Origin of the sequence: Thauera aromatica K172 (genome assembly GCF_003030465.1) — a bacterium.
Taxonomy (GTDB): domain Bacteria; phylum Pseudomonadota; class Gammaproteobacteria; order Burkholderiales; family Rhodocyclaceae; genus Thauera; species Thauera aromatica.
Genome location: NZ_CP028339.1, coordinates 2389281 through 2408481 on the forward strand (window position 1 = coordinate 2389281; position 19201 = coordinate 2408481).

Consider the following 19201-nt stretch of genomic DNA (forward strand, 5'->3'; position numbering starts at 1 on the left):
GGGCGTGCGAATGATTGGTTTCCAAGGGGCTGTAAATACTGAACTCGTTGCGTGCGCCCCGGGCGGGACGCGGCTCGATCGCCACCGATCGAGGATGCGTTGTATCACACACATCCGCAGCGCTGCCATCGGCGGAGCCCCCGGATACGCAGCCTGCAGCCGGGGGTACTGCACCGCGAACTTGCCAATGAAGTAAGCCTCTGGGATGATCGCGAACTGCTTAATTTAGACAGACAAAAAACGAAGCGGCAGACCGGGCAGTTTCGCATGCCACGCTTCCGGCAATCCGATCACAGCAGTGTGATGGTTGCCGAAATACATACCGCAGTGCCTCCAGAGAGAAATCCACAGCGCGGGCGACCTCATCGAGGGTGTCCCACTTGAACGTGCGTGAGCGGTTTTTCCGAAAAGGAAGCAAACGGCAATGAAAGTGAATCTCCCGGTCACCGACACCGAAGTACAACTCGGAGAAGGTGAAAGCATCGTTTCACGCACCGATTTGCGCGGCGTGATCACCTACGTAAACGACATTTTCGTCCGTGTCAGCGGGTACTCCGAGGACGAACTCGTCGGCAGCGCACACAACATCGTGCGCCACCCCGACATGCCACCCGAAGCGTTCGAGAACCTGTGGCAGACCCTGAAGGCGGGCAAGCCCTGGTCGGGCGTGGTCAAGAACCGCTGCAAGAACGGCGACTGCTACTGGGTGGTGGCCAACGTCACACCGGTGCGTGAAGGCGGCCACGTCACCGGCTATCTGTCGGTGCGCTCCCGCCCCACCCGCCAGCAGATCGAAGAGGCCGCAGCCCTCTACCGCGACATCCGGGCCGGCAAGGCCGGCCTGGCCCCGAAGCCGTCGCCCATCCGGCGCCTCAGCGGGCGCCTGATGGCGCTGCCGCTGGGCGCCCGCCTGTACGGCTTGGTCGGATTCCTGCTGGCCGGCCTCGTCCTCGGTGCCATCGCCGGCCTCGGGCTCGGCGCCTACCTCCAGCGCGGGCTCGAGCGGGTCTATCAGGATCACGCCACCGCGGCGCACGACGTCGAGCAGATCCTGATGCTGTCGGGCGACACCCGCGCTCAGCTACTGCTCGCCGCCCAGCACAGCCCGCAGTCGCCGTTCGCCAAGCTGCACGACCACCCGGTCTCGGCCCACATCGACACCGTCCAGCGCAACGCAGAGCGGATCACCGAAATCTGGGACGCTTACATTGCCCGCAGCACCCCGGAGATGGCCGCGCTCAACCAGGCCTATATCGACACCCGCAAGAAGATTCACAGCGAAGGGGTGACGCCGGCACGCGAACGCATTCTCGCTGGGGCCTATACCGAAGCTACCGAAATTCTGCTCACCAAGTTCAATCCGCTGTACGGCGAAATCCGCCAGCACACCGAAGCGCTGGTGAAAGCCCACCGCAGCGCGGCCGAGCGGATCTTCGCCGAAACCGCAACCGTCAGCGCCTGGATCCGCAACGGCGTGATCGCCTCGCTCGCCCTCGCCCTCGCCCTCGCCGTGCTGTTGAGCCGGCTGATCGTGCGCTCGGTGGTACGGCCGCTGCGCCAGGCCAACGAGATCTTCGAGCGCATCGCCGAAGGCAAGTACGACAACCCGATCCACGTCGAGGCCGAAGACGAGGTCGGCAAGGTCCTGCACGGGCTGCAGTCGATGCAGATCAGGCTCGGCTTCGACGTCAACGAAGCGCGCCGCGTCGCCGCCGAAGCGCTGCGGATCAAGGTCGCCCTCGACTGCGTGGATACCAACGTGCGCATCGCCAGCCTCGAGGGCAAGGTGCTGTACGCCAACCATGCGATGCACAAGACCGTGCAGCGACTCGAACCGGCGATCGCGGCGACGGTACCGGGCTTCACCGCCGCCGGCTTCATCGGCAGCGACGTCACCCGCTTCTACCCGGACGCGGAAAGCGCGCGCCAGCAACTGCTCACCCTGTCGCAGCCGACTCGCAGCATGCTCGACATCGGTGGTCGCGAGTTCGAAGTCGTGACCAGCCCGATCGTCGATGAGTGCGGCAAGCGCGTCGGCTCGGTCGGCGAATGGCGCGACCGCACCGACGAACTCGCCGCCCAGCGCGCAATCCAGCAGGTGGTCGGCGCCGCCGCTCAGGGCGATTTCGGCGCCCGCCTGGAAGAGACCGGGACGAACGAGTTCCTGCACGAACTCACCGCCAACATCAACCGCCTGCTCGAAGCCGCCGACAGCGGCCTGCGTGAAGCCAATGCGGTGCTCGGCGCGATGGCCGACGGCGACCTCACCCGTCGCATCGAGGGCGACTACCAGGGCGCCTTCGGCGAGCTCAAGAGCTACACCAACCAGACCGTCGACGCGCTCACCAGCATGATCGGCCAGATCGCCGACGCCGCCTCCGCCGTCAGCATCGCCGCCCAGCAGATCGCCAAGGGCAATCAGGATCTGTCCGCACGCACCGAGCAGCAGGCCTCCAGCCTCGAACAGACCGCCGCCAGCACCGAAGAGCTCACCTCCACCGTGCGCCAGAACGCCGACAATGCCCGCCAGGCCCGGCAAATGGCCGTCTCCGCGTCGGACATCGCCGGCAAGGGGGCCGACGCCATGCAGCAGATGGTCGGCACCATGGGCGACATCCACCAGGCCGCGCAGAAGATCGTCGACATCATCAGCGTGATCGACGGCATCGCCTTCCAGACCAACATCCTGGCGCTCAACGCCGCGGTCGAGGCCGCCCGCGCCGGCGAACAGGGGCGCGGCTTCGCCGTGGTCGCGAGCGAAGTGCGCAGCCTGGCCCAGCGCTCGGCCGCCGCCGCCAAGGAAATCAAGAGCCTGATCTCGGAGTCGGTCGCGCGCATCGAACAGGGCACCAGCCTCGCCGACGAAACCGGGCGGGTGATCGCCGATGTCGTCAAATCGGTCCGCCACGTCACCGACGTCGTCGCCGAGATTTCCGCCGCGTCAGAAGAACAGAGCACCGGCATCGAGCAGGTCAATGTCGCCATCACCCACATGGACAGCGTCACCCAGCAGAACGCCGCGCTCGTCGAGCAGGCCAGCGCCGCCGCCGAATCGCTGAAGGAACAGTCGATGTCGCTCGCCCACTCGGTCAGCGTGTTCCGCATCGAGGAGAGCGTGCAGCGCCTGCCCGCGCCGGCCTCGCTGTCCGCCCCCCGGCTGAGCGCAAGCGTCGGTGCGGCATCGTCCGTACTCCCGGCCGATGCCGCACCGCAGCGCGTCCGCCAGGCCCGCGCCGCCCTGGCCACAGCCCCCCAGGGGGAAGACGAATGGCGGGATTTCTGAGCGCCCCTGGACTTGCCCACCGCCTCCGGCACCCGGGGCCGGTGGCGCCCCTCTCCGGCACGGCTGCCGCCGGAGCACGGCAGGATGCGCACCCCACCAGTGCGCAGGCCAGGCGCGAATTCATCTTCACCCGGCACGACTTCGAGCGTGTGCGCCGGCTCATCTACAAGGTCTCCGGCATCGCACTGTCCGAATGCAAGCGCAACCTCGTCTACGGGCGCCTCGCCCGCCGCCTGCGCGCGACCGGCCTGCAAAGCTTCGGCGAATACCTCGACCGGATCGAAGCGGGCAAGGACCCCGAAGTCGAAGCATTCATCAACGCCCTGACGACCAACCTCACTGCCTTCTTCCGCGAGGCCCATCACTTCCCGGTTCTCGCCGAACACGCCGCGCGCCACCGCGAATCGCGCCCCTACCGGGTGTGGTCCTCAGCCTGCTCCACCGGCGAGGAGCCCTACTCGATCGCCATCACCCTTGCCGAGCGCACCGACGGGCTTCCGTCCAGCGTGCAGATCCTCGCTTCCGACCTCGACACCCAGGTGCTGGGCATCGCACACCAGGGGGTGTACCCGGTCGATCGTGTCCGCAGCATCAGTCCGGAGCGCCTGCGACGCTTCTTTCAGGAAGGCTACGGGCGCAACGCCGGCCATGTGCGCATCCGCCGCGAAATAGCCGAGAAGGTCCGCTTCCTGCAAGTCAATCTGCTCGAATCGAGTTGGCCGATCGAGCCCGGACTCGATGTGATTTTCTGCCGCAACGTCATGATCTACTTCGACAAGCCGACCCAGCGCGAACTGCTCAAGCGCTTTCAGCATCTGCTCCGGCCCGACGGCCTGCTGATCTGCGGCCACTCGGAGAGCCTGATGCACAGCACCGATCTGTTCCGCAACCTCGGCAAGACCGTCTATGCACCGGTCGGCGGAGCGAGCCCTCCGCGCTGAGCGCCCCGATGACCGCCACCCATTGTTATTTCGATCGCCTCTTCAATCATGAAGCGATCAAGATCCTGCCCGGTGAATACCATGTCACGCGCTCGCGGTTGCTGGTCACCGTGCTCGGCTCCTGCGTCGCCGCATGCCTGCGTGACCCGGGCACCGGCATCGCCGGCATGAACCACTTCCTCCTTCCCGGTGCCGATGACGACCCCGCCAATCCGGCCTCGGCCCGCTACGGCGCCTTTGCCATGGAAACCCTGATCCAGCAGATGGTCTGCGCCGGCGCACGGCGCGAACGCCTGGTGGCGAAGGTATTCGGCGGCGGCGCCATGCTCCCGCATTTCGGCTCGGCCAACGTGGGGGAGCGCAATGCGGCTTTCGTGATCGATTTCCTCGCGCGTGAGCGTATTCCCTTGCAAGCTCGGGACCTGCTCGGACCCTATCCGCGCAAGATCTATTTTTTCCCCGACAGCGGCCATGCCCGTATCCGGGTCATGCGGGGCGGAAGCACCCTACCCCTGCTGCACCGCGAAACCCGCTACGCACAACACCTCGACACCCCGACCGACGATCCCGCCGCCGATTTCTTCTGAACCCGCCCCCTCCACCGCCCCTCCACCGCCCCCCTTCCACCGCCCCCCTTTCGCCCCCAACTTTTCGAGAAAAAACCTCAATGAAGATCAATCTTCCGGTCACCGACAACGAGCTGCAGATTCGTGATGGCGAGGACATCGTTTCACGCACCGATCTGCGCGGCGTGATCACCTATGTCAATGATGCCTTCGTGCGCATCAGCGGCTTCACCGAAGCCGAACTCATCGGCAGCGCGCAGAACATCGTGCGCCACCCCGACATGCCGCCCGAAGCGTTCGAAGACCTGTGGCAGACCCTGAAGGCGGGCAAGCCCTGGTCGGGCATGGTCAAGAACCGCTGCAAGAACGGCGACTACTACTGGGTGGTGGCCAACGTCACGCCGGTGCGTGAAGGCGGCCACGTCACCGGCTACCTGTCGGTGCGCTCCCGCCCCACCCGCCAGCAGATCGAGGAGGCCGCCGCCCTCTACCGCGACATCCGGGCCGGCAAGGCCGGCCTGGCCCCGAAGCCGTCGCCCATCCGGCGCCTCAGCGGGCGCCTGATGGCGCTGCCGCTGGGCGCCCGCCTGTACGGCTTGGTCGGATTCCTGCTGGCCGGCCTCGTCCTCGGTGCCATCGCCGGCCTCGGGCTCGGCGCCTACCTCCAGCGCGGGCTCGAGCGGGTCTATCAGGATCACGCCACGTCGGCGTACGACCTCGAGCAGATCCTGATGCTGTCGGGCGACAGCCGCGCCCAGTTGCTGCTGGCGGCCCAGCACAGCCCGCAGTCGCCGTTCACCAAGCTGCACGACCACCCGGTCTCGGTCCACACCGACACCGTCCTGCGCAACGAGGAGCAGATCACCGGGATCTGGGACAACTACCTCGCCCGCAGCACTCCGGAGATGGCCGCACTCAACCAGGCCTATGTCGAAGCACGCAAGAAACTTCTCGGCGAAGGCGTGATGCCGACACGCGAGCACATCCTCGCCGGCGCCTACGCCCAAGCCACCGAAACCCTGCTCACCAGGGGGAACCCGCTGTACGGCGAAATCCGCGAGCGCACCGAAGCGCTGGTCAAAGCCCACCGCAGCGCGGCCGAACAGATCTTCGCCGAAACCGCAACCGTCAGCACCTGGATCCGCAACGGCGTGATCGCCTCGCTCGCCCTCGCCCTCGCCCTCGCCGTGCTGTTGAGCCGGCTGATCGTGCGCTCGGTGGTACGGCCGCTGCGCCAGGCCAACGAGATCTTCGAGCGCATCGCCGAAGGCAAGTACGACAACCCGATCCACGTCGAGGCCGAAGACGAGGTCGGCAAGGTCCTGCACGGGCTGCAGTCGATGCAGATCAGGCTCGGCTTCGACGTCAACGAAGCGCGCCGCGTCGCCGCCGAAGCGCTGCGGATCAAGGTCGCCCTCGACTGCGTGGCAACCAACGTCCGCATCGCCAACCTCGACGGCAAGGTGCTGTACGCCAACCATGCCATGCGCAAGACCGTGCAGCGGCTCGAACCGGCAATCGCGGCGACGGTACCGGACTTCACCGCCGCCGGCTTCGTCGGCAGCGACATCACCCTGCTGGACACCGACCCGGCCGCAGCCCGCCGGCAACTTGCCAACCTCAACCAACCCACTTCCACCACCCAAGTGATCGGCGGGCGTGAGTTCGAACTGACCACCAGTCCGATCGTCGGAGAGCGCGGCGAGCGCATCGGTTCGGTCGGCGAATGGCGCGACCGCACCGACGAACTCGCCGCCCAGCGCGCGATCCAGCAGGTGGTCGGCGCCGCCGCCCTGGGCGATTTCAGTACCCGCCTGGAAATCTCGGCCGCGAACGCATTCCTGCGAGAGCTCAACACCAACATCAACCGCCTACTCGAAGCCGCCGACAACGGCCTGCGTGAAGCCAATGCGGTGCTCGGCGCGATGGCCGACGGCGACCTCACCCGTCGCATCGAGGGCGACTACCAGGGCGCCTTCGGCGAGCTCAAGAGCTACACCAACCAGACCGTCGACGCGCTCACCAGCATGATCGGCCAGATCGCCGACGCCGCCTCCGCCGTCAGCATCGCCGCCCAGCAGATCGCCAAGGGCAATCAGGATCTGTCCGCACGCACCGAGCAGCAGGCCTCCAGCCTCGAACAGACCGCCGCCAGCACCGAAGAGCTCACCTCCACCGTGCGCCAGAACGCCGACAATGCCCGCCAGGCCCGGCAAATGGCCGTCTCCGCGTCGGACATCGCCGGCAAGGGGGCCGACGCCATGCAGCAGATGGTCGGCACCATGGGCGACATCCACCAGGCCGCGCAGAAGATCGTCGACATCATCAGCGTGATCGACGGCATCGCCTTCCAGACCAACATCCTGGCGCTCAACGCCGCGGTCGAGGCCGCCCGCGCCGGCGAACAGGGGCGCGGCTTCGCCGTGGTCGCGAGCGAAGTGCGCAGCCTGGCCCAGCGCTCGGCCGCCGCCGCCAAGGAAATCAAGAGCCTGATCTCGGAGTCGGTCGCGCGCATCGAACAGGGCACCAGCCTCGCCGACGAAACCGGGCGGGTGATCGCCGATGTCGTCAAATCGGTCCGCCACGTCACCGACGTCGTCGCCGAGATTTCCGCCGCGTCAGAAGAACAGAGCACCGGCATCGAGCAGGTCAATGTCGCCATCACCCACATGGACAGCGTCACCCAGCAGAACGCCGCGCTCGTCGAGCAGGCCAGCGCCGCCGCCGAATCGCTGAAGGAACAGTCGATGTCGCTCGCCCACTCGGTCAGCGTGTTCCGCATCGAGGACAGCATGCAGCGCCTTCCCGCCCCGGCCTCGCTGTCCGCCCCCCGGCTGAGCGCAAGCTCCCCGGTGCCTGCGTTCCCTGCCGAGGAGCGGCGTCCTGCCCGCCAGGCCCGCGCCGCGCTGGCAATGACCTCGGGGGCCGAAGACGAATGGCGGGATTTCTGAAACCGCCCCTCCATCTGCGAGTTCGAGTTCCACCGGCTGGAGTTCCGAAGCCGACGTCCCGGCCACCCCCTGCACCGCGCACAGGTGCAGGGCGATATCTTCGGTGACGAAGAAAAAGTAGCAGCACGAGGCACGGCCGGACCACTCCGCGCCGTGCCTCCCGCGTTCAGCCCATGGGGCCGGTCCGGGGACGGCGGGGCGGGCGCCGGATTCGATTCCTTGACCAGCGCCGCGGCCGCAGCCGCGCGCGGCAAGGCCTCGACCGACGCCCTGCGCTGCCGCTGACCGCAGCAGATTGCCGAAGCGCGCCCGCACTCGCCGTGCGGCACACCGATCTCTTGACGTGCGTTCGCCAAAAGGCGATTTTGGCACCCATGCGGTCTACTCATCGCGCCCCTGCGGCCGCCGTCACCCTCTTCTGCCTGTCCGTGCTCGCCCTGTGCCTGCTGCTGCCGGTCCGCGCCGCAGCGGCGGAGGTCGCGCTGCGCATCGGCGTGCTCGCCTTCCTGGGTTCGGAGGCGGCGGTCAAAGAATGGTCGCCGGTGCTGCGGCGGCTCGAATCCGCCCTGCCCGACCACGCGCCGACGCTGGTCCAGCTCGACCACGACGGCCTGCGCGAAGCGATCCGCCGTGGCGAGCTGGAATTCATCATCACCAACCCCGGGCACTACATCGAGCTCGAAGCCGAATTCGGCGCAAGCCGCATCCTGACCCTCGACGCCGGCGGCGGGCGCTCGCCCGAACGCGCGCTCGCCGCCACCGTGGTCGTGCCCGCCGCCAGCCCGCTGCAGTCGCTCGCCGACCTGCACGGCCACCGCCTGGCCATCGTCGGGCGCTCCGGTTTCGGTGGCTTCCAGCTGCTGTGGGGCGAACTCGACGCGCTCGGCCTGTCGCCGGACAAAGACTTCGCCGCACTGCACGAGGTCGGTTTTCCGATGAACGGCGTCATCGACGCACTCGACGCCGGTGTCGCCGACGCGGGCGTGATCCGCAGCTGCCTGCTCGAGAGCAGGCCGGACTGGCAGGCGCGTTTTCGCGTCCTCTCGCCACGCACCGAACCCGGCTTCCCGTGCGCCACCTCCACCCGGATCTACCCCGACTGGCCGCTGGCCGCATTGCGCCACACCCCGCCCGAGCTGTCGCGCGCGGTGGCGATCGCCCTGCTCGGCATGACCCGGCCGGACGACGGCCTGGCCTGGGCCGTGCCGGCGGATTACCAGGCCGTGCACGAGCTTTTCCGCCGCCTCGAGATCGGCCCCTACGCCTACCTGCGGGCACCGACCCTGATGGCGCTGGCCGAACGCTACTGGCCCTGGGTGGGCGGCTTCGCGCTGCTGATCATCGGCTGGATCGTCTACACCGTGCGCGTCGAACACCTGGTGCAGGCACGCACCGCGGCGCTGCGCGAGGCCCTCGCCGCGCGCGAAGCGCTCGAAGTGCGCATGCGCGGCGCGCAGGAACAGGCCGATCACCTGTCTCGCCTGTCGGTGCTGGGCGAGCTGTCGGGGACGCTGGCGCACGAGCTCAACCAACCCCTGGCGGCCGTCACCAACTACGCCAACAGCCTTGTCCGCCGCGCCGACCACCACCGCCTGACCGAAGCCGCGGTACGCGAGGCCGCAGCCGAGATCGCGGGCCAGGCCGAGCGCGCCGCCGGCATCCTCGGCCGCATCCGCGCCTTCGCCCGCAAGCGCACCGCCAGCCGCGAGCCGGCGTCGCCGCACGAGCTGGTCGAAGAGGCGGTCGCCCTGTTTCGCGGCATGCTCGCGCAGGCACCGGCGGTGACGGTGGAAGACGCGCTACCGCCCACCGCCCGGGTCGAGGTCGACCGCCTGCAGATCCAGCAGGTGCTGCTCAACCTGCTGAAGAACGCCTGGGACGCCAGCCGCACCCTGCCGCCCGCACGCCAGCACATTGCCATCGCCATCGAGCACACCGGCGGCAGCTTGCAAATCCGCGTCCGCGACCATGGCTGCGGGCTGGACGAGCACGCCCGCAGCCGGCTGTTCGAGCCGTTCTTCACCACCAAGGACGACGGCCTCGGCCTCGGCCTGTCGATCTGCCGCAGCATCGCCGAAGCGCACGGCGGACGGCTGAGCGCGGAAACACCCGCCGATGGCCCGGGCGCCTTGTTCGTATTGAGCCTGCCCGAGGACGGGCTCATGGACGGGGCGCCCGCGCCGCACCCGGACACCACAGCCCCCCAACCGGCACGAACGCCCCCATGAATTCGAGCGAAGACCTCCTCATCCATGTCATCGACGACGATGCTGCGTTCCGCCGCTCGCTCGTCTTCCTGCTCGAATCGATGGGCTGGCAGGTCGCCACCCACGCCTCGGCCGAGGACTTTCTCGTCGCCGTGCCCAACCCGGCGCAAGCGGCCTGCCTGGTCCTCGACATCCGCATGCCGATGATGAGCGGGCTGGAGCTGCAGCAAACCCTGCGCCAGCGCGGCTGGATGGTGCCGATCGTGTTCATGACCGGGCACGGTGACGTCGAACTCGCCGTGCAGGCGATGAAGCACGGCGCCTGTGATTTCCTCGAGAAGCCGTTCAAGGACCAGGCCCTGCTCGATGCGGTCGGGCGCGCGGTGAAGCTGGGCGGCGAAACACGCGCACGCAACGCACGCTGCGAAGAAGCCAGGACCCTGCTCGACCGCCTGTCGCCGCGGGAGCTGGAAGTGGCGCGCCTGGTGGCGCTGGGCCTGCCCAACAAGCGGGTCGGGCGCGAGCTCGACATCAGCGAGAAGACGGTGCATGTGCACCGCCATCACGTCATGGAGAAGACCGGCGTCGGCAGCGCCGCCGAGCTCGCGCGCCTGATGCTGCGCGCCGACCCGGCGGCGCTGGACTGAAGGCGCAGCGCCGCATCGAGGGCCATCTTCGCGCCTTCCGGCGCTCCCACAGGTGAACCGGCGCCAAGCCTTCGCGGCTGCCGCCGCTCCCACACCAGAGCCGGCGCGGCCCGGTGGGAGCGGCGGCAGCCGCGATTCGGGCCTTACCGCACGCCGCGATGCCTCACACCCGCTCGAGCCGCGCCGGAATGCCCTGGCGCACTGCGGTGCCGGACACCGCATCGACCCAGATCACCTTACCGCCGCGGGTAGGGTCGGAGAGGCCGAGCTCGTTGAGATTGATCCCGGCGCGCAGGTCGGGGCGGTCGGGCTGCACCTGATCGCCGATGCGATGCGCGCGCGCGCCCAGTTCGCGGTGACCGTAGCCGTGCTCGACCGCCATCACCCCCGGCACCACGCCCTCGTGCACGATCACGGTGCACTCGGCCGCGCCGCCCGGGGTGCGGATGCGCGCCGTATCGCCGCTCTGCAGGCCGAGCGCCGCCGCATCGGCTGGATGCACGACCACCGGGTTGTCCGGATGCAGGCCGGTGATGCGGGTGGCGATGCTGTACGAGTTCTGCAGCGCCGACTTGTAGCTGACGATCTGCAGCGGCCAGTCGGCCTCGGAGTGGACCCGGCGCACCGGGGTGCCGTCGTAGAAGGCCGGCGGCGTCCATTGCGCGCAACCGCGGAAGCGCGCACCGGTGAGCGTGTTGCGCGCGCTGCCGATCGTCTCGTTCCACAGCCACAGCGGCTTGGTGAAGCGGTGGGCCTGCCATTCGGGCTGCTCGGCGTCCTGCGCCTCGCTGGCCGGCTGGTAGCGTCCGCCACGGGTGAACAGGAAGGCGACCTTGCGCCATTCCTCGGCCTTGAGCACGCCCTCCAGCTGCGGGCGGATGCGCTCGACGCCGGAGAGCTGCAGGTCCTCGTCGCTGGCCTCGCCCACCGGCGCCTTGCCGGCGAAGGCGATGTTGGCACCGCCGCGCAGGTACCAGTCCTCGGGGGTGTCGAGCGGATAGCGCTTGCCGTCCATGTCGGCGATCGCCCCGGCACCGAAGCCGGGCAGCTGCATCGCCTTGGCGAGCGCGAGATAGAACGTCTCCATGCCGATCGCCGCGCCGTCGGGTGTCTTCACCGCCTTGGGCTCGACCACCGGCCAGCGCGCGGTCGTGGCCTTGGTCGGCACGCCGTTCCAGGGCGCGGTCCAGCCCCAGCTCTCGTACATCAGCGAGTCGGGCACGATGTAGTCGGCGAAGGCGTTGCTCTCGTTGATCAGCGGGTCCACGGAGACGATCAGCGGCAGCTTCTTCGGGTCGGCGAGATCCTTCTCGATCAGCGGGCGCACGCCGGTGATGCCGTACAGCGGGTTGCAGCTCCACAGGATCAGCGCCTTGAGGCCGTAGGGATAGCCGCGCAGCGCGCCCGGGAACCATTCCGTGCCCAGGCCCGGGGCGTTGGGGAACCAGGCATCGGTGGCCGGATAGGCCTTGCCCTCGGCCTGGCGGCGCTTGAACTCGGCCGAGCGCTCGTAGGGCACATTGCGCCCGAGCGGGGTGCCGGCGGGCTTGAGCATGCCGGGGAAGGTCTCGAGGTCGTAGCGCGGGCCGGCACCGTTGTCCTTGAAGCCGCCGCCGTTCATCACGAAGCCGCCCTTGCAGTTGAGGTTGCCGATCAGGGCGTTGAGGGTGACGACCGCGTAGGCGTTGTAGAAGCCGTTGCCGGCCATCATGCCGCCGTGGGCCACCGCGCTCGCCTTGCGGCCGTGGCGGGTGAATTCGTCGGCGAGGCCGGTGATGACCTCTTCCGGGATGCCGCAGATCGCCGAGTACTCGTCGATCGACTGCGCGCGCGCCGATTCGCGCAGCAGCTCGAACGGCGTCTTCACCGTCACCGGCTTGCCGCCGAGCTCGATCACGCGGGTGGCCTCGAGCACCGCCGGCTCGGCCGCGGTCTCGGCGGCAACCAGTTCGCCGCCGGCGGTGGCGATCAGGTAGGGGTCGGCGTCCTTGTACTTGTCCTCGGCGGCAACGGCCATGCCGATGTCCGAGCCGCGCAGGAAGCGACCCTGGCGCGGATGGCCGTCCTCGGCGATCACCAGCCAGCCGGCGTTGGTGAAGGAGGGCTCGCCGGCGGCCTGGGCGGCCTTGAGGTTGGGCCAGGCGAGGTAGGCGGTGTTCACACGGTCGTTGTCGAACATCCAGCGCATCATGCCCATCACCAGCGCACCGTCCGTGCCGGGGCGGATCGGCACCCAGCGCCCGTGCTCGGCGGCGGCGAGGTTGTGCGAGTTGTTGAGCACCGGATCGACCACCACGTAGTCGAGCCGGCCCTCGGCGCGGCCCTTGGCGAGCATGCCGCCGGTGCGTTTGAAGGGGTTGCCGGCGTTGCCCGGCGCGGTGCCGATGAAGAGCACGAACTCGGCGTTGGCGAGGTCGGGCTTGGCGTGCGGCATCTTCTTGACGTCGCCGAACAGCGCGCCCGAGCCGGAGCGGTAGGCACCGCCGCAGTACGAGCCGTGGCCGACGTGGTTGAGCGTGCCGTAGGCCTGGTTCCAGAAGCGGCGGCTGAAGTTCTCGCGGCCGTCATTGACGCTGGTCAGCACCGCGACCTGGTTCACCCGCTTGCCCAGCTCGGGCGCCTCGGCATCGATCGGCCTCTCCAGGTCGCGCAGCGCCGCGAGGCCGTCGACATGGCCTTCGCCGAAGAGGTCGCCGCCCTCGACCACTTCCTTCACCAGCTGCTCGAAGGAGATCGGTTGCCACTGACCGGAATTGCGTGGGCCGGCGCGCTTCATCGGGGTGAGCACGCGGAAGGGGGAGCTCATCTGGTCCATCGCCGCGTTGCCGCGGCCACAGGCGGTCGAGCGCCCGGCCAGGCCCTTGTCCTGGAAGCGCGACATCGCCACCAGGCTTTCCTTCACCGACACCTTCATCGGCAGGTGGGGCTCGGTCGACAGCGGGCTGTAGGGGTTGCCGACGACGCGGATGACCTGGCCACTCGCCTTGTCGATGCGCACGCGCACGCCGCACTGGGTGGTACAGCCGAGGCAGGCGGTGTAGCTGACCTGCTGCCTGGGGTTGGGGGTGAAGTCGCCGCTCACCGGATCGACGGTGAATTCCGGCTCGGCCGAGCGGCCGTGGATGTGGCGGCCTTCGGCGATCTTCTTCTCTTCGGGGCCGGTGAAGTTGGCCACCATGCGGCCCAGGGTCTGCGAGAAGCCGGCGGCAAAGGCGGCCAGACCACCGGCGGCGATGAGTTCACGACGTTCGATTTTCATGATGTTTCTCCTTGGTCGCCCGCGCTCAGGCGGCAGCCTTGTCGGTGTTGCCGGCCGCGAGGCGGTCGAGCGGCAGCAAGGTGGTGATGAGGACGAAGAGGAAAATCCACAGCCCGGCGGTGCCGACGATGCCCATCAGGCCCTCGGGACCGAGCGGCAGCGAGTAGGTGTAGTAACCGGCGCCGGTCTTGGGCACTTCCTGGCCGCCGATGAAGATCGACCAGCGCATCATCCACGCCGAGTGCAGCGCCAGGAGGCCGATCACCAGGCCGGAGCCGGGCCGCTTCCACGCCAGCACCAGGGTCAGCACGGTCGCAGCCACTGCCCACGCCGCCGAGAGCTGCCAGTTGGCCGAGGGGCCGACTTCGGCCAGGGCCTGGGCATGGACCGGCGACACGCCGGAGAGTCCCAGCGCCAGCCACAGCGCGCCCACCGCCAGCGCCACCACCTGGGTTGCGGCCAGCACGCGGGCCATGCGCCCCTTGGCGGCCTCGTCCTTGGGACCGAAGCGGTTGAACAGCAAGGCCAGGCCGACCGCGCCGGCAAAGGCGGTGATGAAGAACTGCAGCGGCAAGAGCGGCGTGTTCCACAGCGGACGCGCCTGCACCACGGCGACCTCGGCCCCGGTGTACAGCGCGACCAGCGCCGCACCGACGAAGGCGAGCAGCGCCGCCGCCTTCAGCGCGCCACGGCTGTCGTGGCCACCGTAGGCGAGTACGCCGGCCAGCCCGGCGAGCTTGCCGCCGCTCGCGGCGTGGCGCGCGAGCTCGGGGCGGAAGGCCAGCCAGGCGTACATCAGCAGTCCGCCCAGATAGACCGGAATGAAGAACGCCCCCCAGGACATCCACGAGGTCGGGGTGAAGTACGCATAGAAGTGCCAGAAGCGGCCCGGCTGATGCAGGTCCGCGAGCAGCGCCACCGGCGCCGCCAGGCCGCACACCAGCGCCCCCAGCAGGGCCAGGCGCGAGATGCCGGCCCAGCCCGGCCGGCGGAACACGATCCCCGGCAGCGACAGCAGGAAGGCGCCATAGGACAGGCCGATGAGGAAGAAGTACTGCACGGCCCAAGGCAGCCACGCGACTTCGCGCGCGACGTTGATGGTTTCGACGATGTTCGGGTTCATGCTGGATCTCCTCGCGTGCAGTTCAGGCGTGCGGCAGGTTGCGGGGCTTCCACAGCGTGCCCTGGCCCTCGACCTTGCCGGTGAAGCGTTCGTCGAGGCCGATGTAGAACACCCGCGGCGCGGTCTCGAGCTCGGGCTTGAGCACCTTGAGCTGCGGCTGCGTCTCCTTCAGGCGGCTGGCGAGCTCGCCCTCGGGGTCGTTGATGTCGCCGAAGATGCGCGCGCCGCCGACGCAGGTCTCGACGCAGGCGGGCAGCAGGCCGGCATCAACGCGGTGGGCGCAGAAGGTGCACTTGTCGGCCTTGTTGGTCTCGTGGTTGATGAAGCGCGCGTCGTAGGGGCAGGCCTGCACGCAGTAGGCGCAGCCCACGCAGAGGTCGCCATCGACCGCGACGATGCCGTCCTCGCGCTTGTAGGTGGCACCGACCGGGCACACCGGGATGCACGGCGGGTTGTCGCAGTGGTTGCACAGGCGCGGCAGCACGTAGGTGCCGGCAGGCTGGGCGCTGTCGGTGAGCTTGACGCTGTAGGTCGACACCACGGTGCGGAAGCTGCCCTCGGGCACCGCGTTTTCCTGGATGCAGGACACGGTACAGGCCTGGCAGCCGATGCATTTGCGCACGTCGACCAGCATCGCCCACTGCTTCTTGCCGGTACCGGCAACCGCCGGTACCGGCGCCGCCGCCGCGGCGGCGCTGAGCACCGTCGCCCCGCGCAGGAAGGCACGGCGCGAGGGCGAGGCGGGAAATACGGGCAAATCGGAACAGGATTTCATGGCGGAACTCCAGAAGCCGTTGGCGTGGGAGTCACTCTAGGCCTGCGCGGCCGCGGCAAAAATCGGCGAAACAAGGCAGCGGACTAGACGGTTTTACCTATTGCGCCACCGTTCTCCCCCACCCTTTTCTGCCCGCACGCGGCCACGCAGCCAGCCGCCGCCACGTGCCCCCGGCGCGGGTCTTGCCCCCCGGGCGTCGCACGGCTGCGCGCGCTCGACGATCTGCCCGGCCCGGCAGGCCCAAACCCGCGCGGACAGTGGGTTTCAGCCTTCCGGAAGCCCATTACGACCTACTACATGTAGTGGATCGTAAAAAATAAAAACACAACATAAATACATAAGACACTGTTTTATAAGGATTTTATTTTTTTGCGAAACGCGATTTTCCGCGCTATTCTTCAGTCCATCCCACGAACCACCACGGATGAAGAAAAAAGCCATGAGCGAGACCAACAGCGCGTCCACCAGCACATCCATGCCGAACACTGCCAAACCCTCCGCCGCCAACCTGCCGATGCAGGAAATCTCCGGCGAAGTCCTCGTCGAAAAATACGCCAAGGGTGACGAGCAGACCGTCGCCGAAGTGCGTCGCCGCGTCGCCCGCGCCCTCGCCGAAGTCGAGACCGATGACAAGCGCGCCCACTGGGAAGCGAAGTTCCTCGAAGCGCAGGAAAAGGGCTTCGTCCCCGCCGGGCGGATCAACAGCGCCGCCGGCACCACGCTCGCTGCCACCCTGATCAACTGCTTCGTGCAGCCGGTCGGCGATTCGGTCACCGAGGCCGTCGACGGCCGTCCCGGCATCTATACCGCGCTCGCCCAGGCCGCCGAGACCATGCGCCGCGGCGGCGGCGTCGGCTACGACTTCTCCTCCATCCGCCCCAAGGGCGCACTGGTCAAGGGCACGGCCTCGAACGCCTCCGGCCCGGTGTCCTACATGCGCGTGTTCGACCGTTCCTGCGAAACGGTGGAATCGGCCGGCGCCCGCCGCGGCGCGCAGATGGGCGTGCTGCGCTGCGATCACCCGGACATCGAGGAATTCATCCACGCCAAGGATCACGGCGACCTCACCAACTTCAACATCTCGGTCGGCGTCACCGACCCCTTCATGCAGGCGGTCGAAGCCGACGGTTTCGTCGAACTCGCGCACAAGGCCAAGCCGACCGCCGAACTGAGGGAAGCCGGCGCCTACCAGCGCGACGACGGCCTGTGGGTCTATCGCAAGGTGCGCGCGCGCGAGCTGTGGGATCAGGTCATGCGTTCCACCTACGACCACGCCGAACCGGGCATCCTCTTCCTCGACCGCATGAACCAGGACAACAACCTGTACTACTGCGAAACCATCGAGGCCACCAACCCCTGCGCCGAACAACCGCTGCCGCCCTACGGCTGCTGCTGCCTCGGTTCGATCAACCTCACGCCCTTCGTCAAGCACCCGTTCACCGGCAAGGCCGAGTTCGACTACGCCGCTTTCGGCAAGATCGTCGACATCTCGATCCGCATGCTCGACAACGTGCTCGACAGCACCCACTGGCCGCTCGAGCAGCAGCGCGCCGAAGCCGACTCCAAGCGCCGCGTCGGCCTCGGCTTCACCGGCCTGGGCGACGCCCTGATCATGCTCGGCAAGCGCTACGACACGCCCGAAGCGCGCGACGAGGCACGCAAGATTTCCGAGTACATGCGCAACCGCGCCTACCTCGCCTCGTCCGATCTGGCCAAGGAACGCGGCGCATTCCCGCTGTTCAACGCCGACCTCTACCTGTCGGGCGGCAATTTCGCCTCGCGCCTGCCGGCCGAAGTCAAGGACAAGATCCGCAAGAACGGCATCCGCAACTCACACCTGCTGTCGATCGCTCCCACCGGCACCATCAGCCTGGCCTTCGCCGACAACGCCAGCAACGGCATCGAGCCGCCGTTCTCCTACACCTACACCCGCCGCAAGCGCATGGCCGACGGCACCTTCAAGGAGTACGCGGTCGAGGACTACGCCTGGCGCCTGTACAAGCACCTCGGCGGCAACGTCGACAAGCTGCCCGCCCCCTTCGTCACCGCACTGGAAATTTCCGCCCAGGCGCACAAGGACATGGTCGCCGCGGTCGCGCCCTACATCGACACTTCGATCTCGAAGACGGTGAACGTGCCGGAAGACTATCCCTACGCCGAGTTCGAGGATCTCTACCTCACCGCGTGGAAGGCCGGCCTCAAGGGCCTGGCGACCTACCGGCCGAACAGCGTCCTCGGCTCGGTGCTGTCGGTCACCCCGAGCACCGAACAGAAGCAGCCCCACGACGTCGAGCTCTCCGACGCCAACCGCCGCCTGTCGATCAAGAGCCTGCCCGCGCCGGTGCTCGCCAGCCTGCGCTGGCCCGGCCGCCCCGAACTGCCCGACGGCAACCTCGCCTGGACCTACATGCTCAACACCCCGACCGGCGGCTTCGCGCTGTTCGTCGGCCAGGTCGGCAACAACGGCAGCTCCTTCCCGTTCGAAGTCTGGGTCAACGGCGCCGACCAGCCGCGCGGCCTCGGCGCGGTGGCGAAGACGCTGTCGATGGACATGCGCGCCAACGACCGCGGCTGGCTCAAGCTGAAGCTCGAGACCCTGGCCCGCACCGTCGGCGAGAAGTCCTTCGAGATGCCCTTCCCGCCGCACGGCGAGAAAAAACTCGTGCCCGGCGTGGTGTCCGCCTTCGCCCAGGCGGTCAATTACCGCTGCGAGAAGCTCGGTGCCTTCGACCACGAGGACGAGACCAACCCGGTCCTCGACACCTTGTTCAGTCTCGATGAACCGAAGACCGGCACCGACGGCACGCTGTCGTGGACGGTGGACATCTACAACCCGGCGACCGGCGAAGACTTCGTCCTCGGCCTGAAGGAAATCACCCTGCCGGCGCAGGACGGCTTCAGCGCGGGCGTCACCCGCCCCTACTCGATGTGGCTGTCGGGCAACTACCCGCGTGCGCTCGACGGGCTGTCGCGCATCCTCTCGCTCGACATGCGCGTCATGGACCCGGCGTGGATCGGCATGAAGCTCAGGAAACTGCTCGACTACCCCGAACCTCTGGGCGACTTCATGGCCTTCGTCCCCGGCACCAAGCGCCAGCAGAACTATCCGAGCACCGTGGCCTACCTCGCGCAGCTGATCATCCACCGCTATGCGATGCTCGGCGTGCTCGACGAGCGCGGCTATCCGACGCGCGAAATGGGCATTCTCGAGTCGCCGCGCGACGACAGCGAGCCCAAGCTGATGCAGGGCACGCTGTGCGCCGAATGCGGCAACCACACGGTGATCCGCAAGGACGGCTGCGACTTCTGCACCGCCTGCGGTGCGGTCGGCACCTGCGGCTGAGCGCGGGTGGCGCCTCGCGCCGCGGCCGTTGGCGGCGCGCCAGCGGCCGCGAACGCGCCGAGGCGCTTCCTCTATAATCCGGACCCTGACTGCAACTACCGGGGGC

The 19201-nt window shown here is 68.2% G+C and carries 10 protein-coding genes; 7 read left to right on the forward strand and 3 right to left on the reverse strand.

Annotation, left to right across the window (positions count from 1 at the left end):
* Window positions 1–424: 424 nt before the first annotated feature.
* The 6 genes from Tharo_RS17945 to Tharo_RS11410 all read left to right on the forward strand — a co-directional run bounded on the left by Tharo_RS17945 (window position 425) and on the right by Tharo_RS11410 (window position 10595).
* Window positions 425–3283, forward strand: a complete 2859-nt coding sequence (locus tag Tharo_RS17945; RefSeq protein WP_107221296.1) for a methyl-accepting chemotaxis protein — start codon at window positions 425–427, stop codon at window positions 3281–3283.
* A 41-nt stretch (window positions 3284–3324) separates the two neighbouring features.
* Window positions 3325–4224 carry a CheR family methyltransferase gene (locus tag Tharo_RS11390; protein ID WP_245880889.1) on the forward strand — a complete coding sequence of 300 codons (900 nt, stop codon included), beginning with the start codon at window positions 3325–3327 and terminating at the stop codon, window positions 4222–4224.
* Window positions 4225–4232: 8 nt separating this feature from the next.
* A complete protein-coding gene (cheD, locus tag Tharo_RS11395) occupies window positions 4233–4811 on the forward strand; it encodes a chemoreceptor glutamine deamidase CheD (protein WP_107221298.1) in 579 nt (192 codons plus the stop codon).
* Between the two features lie 80 nt (window positions 4812–4891).
* Window positions 4892–7741 (forward strand): methyl-accepting chemotaxis protein, encoded by a 2850-nt coding sequence (locus tag Tharo_RS18080; RefSeq protein ID WP_107221299.1) that lies wholly within the window; start codon window positions 4892–4894, stop codon window positions 7739–7741.
* 374 nt (window positions 7742–8115) lie between these two features.
* Window positions 8116–9969, forward strand: coding sequence for a sensor histidine kinase (locus Tharo_RS11405; protein WP_107221300.1), 1854 nt, complete (start codon window positions 8116–8118; stop codon window positions 9967–9969).
* Complete coding sequence (locus tag Tharo_RS11410; RefSeq protein ID WP_107221301.1) at window positions 9966–10595, forward strand: response regulator transcription factor; 630 nt, start codon at window positions 9966–9968, stop codon at window positions 10593–10595. Before Tharo_RS11405 ends, Tharo_RS11410 begins: the two co-directional genes overlap by 4 nt.
* Window positions 10596–10758: 163 nt before the next feature.
* On the opposite strand, the gene Tharo_RS11415 is transcribed toward Tharo_RS11410, so the two are convergent.
* The 3 genes from Tharo_RS11415 to dsrO are packed head-to-tail and all read right to left on the reverse strand — an operon-like array spanning window position 10759 to window position 15752.
* A complete protein-coding gene (locus Tharo_RS11415) occupies window positions 10759–13854 on the reverse strand; it encodes a molybdopterin dinucleotide binding domain-containing protein (RefSeq protein WP_107221302.1) in 3096 nt (1031 codons plus the stop codon).
* 25 nt (window positions 13855–13879) lie between these two features.
* On the reverse strand, window positions 13880–14977 hold the full coding sequence (nrfD, locus tag Tharo_RS11420) for an NrfD/PsrC family molybdoenzyme membrane anchor subunit (protein ID WP_107221303.1): 1098 nt from the start codon (window positions 14975–14977) through the stop codon (window positions 13880–13882).
* 22 nt (window positions 14978–14999) lie between these two features.
* Complete coding sequence (gene dsrO, locus Tharo_RS11425; protein WP_107221304.1) at window positions 15000–15752, reverse strand: sulfate reduction electron transfer complex DsrMKJOP subunit DsrO; 753 nt, start codon at window positions 15750–15752, stop codon at window positions 15000–15002.
* Window positions 15753–16191: 439 nt separating this feature from the next.
* Here dsrO and Tharo_RS11430 point away from each other — a divergent pair, with 439 nt between their 5' ends.
* A complete protein-coding gene (locus Tharo_RS11430) occupies window positions 16192–19095 on the forward strand; it encodes an adenosylcobalamin-dependent ribonucleoside-diphosphate reductase (RefSeq protein WP_107222402.1) in 2904 nt (967 codons plus the stop codon).
* The last annotated feature ends 106 nt before the right edge of the window (window positions 19096–19201 follow it).

Coding starts and splice junctions, on each gene's coding strand:
- Tharo_RS17945 (WP_107221296.1), top strand. CDS start 425: ATGAAAGTGAATCTCCCGGTCACCGACACCGAAGTACAACTCGGAGAA.
- cheD (WP_107221298.1), top strand. CDS start 4,233: ATGACCGCCACCCATTGTTATTTCGATCGCCTCTTCAATCATGAAGCG.
- Tharo_RS18080 (WP_107221299.1), top strand. CDS start 4,892: ATGAAGATCAATCTTCCGGTCACCGACAACGAGCTGCAGATTCGTGAT.
- Tharo_RS11405 (WP_107221300.1), top strand. CDS start 8,116: ATGCGGTCTACTCATCGCGCCCCTGCGGCCGCCGTCACCCTCTTCTGC.
- Tharo_RS11410 (WP_107221301.1), top strand. CDS start 9,966: ATGAATTCGAGCGAAGACCTCCTCATCCATGTCATCGACGACGATGCT.
- Tharo_RS11415 (WP_107221302.1), bottom strand. CDS start 13,854: ATGAAAATCGAACGTCGTGAACTCATCGCCGCCGGTGGTCTGGCCGCC.
- nrfD (WP_107221303.1), bottom strand. CDS start 14,977: ATGAACCCGAACATCGTCGAAACCATCAACGTCGCGCGCGAAGTCGCG.
- dsrO (WP_107221304.1), bottom strand. CDS start 15,752: ATGAAATCCTGTTCCGATTTGCCCGTATTTCCCGCCTCGCCCTCGCGC.
- Tharo_RS11430 (WP_107222402.1), top strand. CDS start 16,192: ATGAGCGAGACCAACAGCGCGTCCACCAGCACATCCATGCCGAACACT.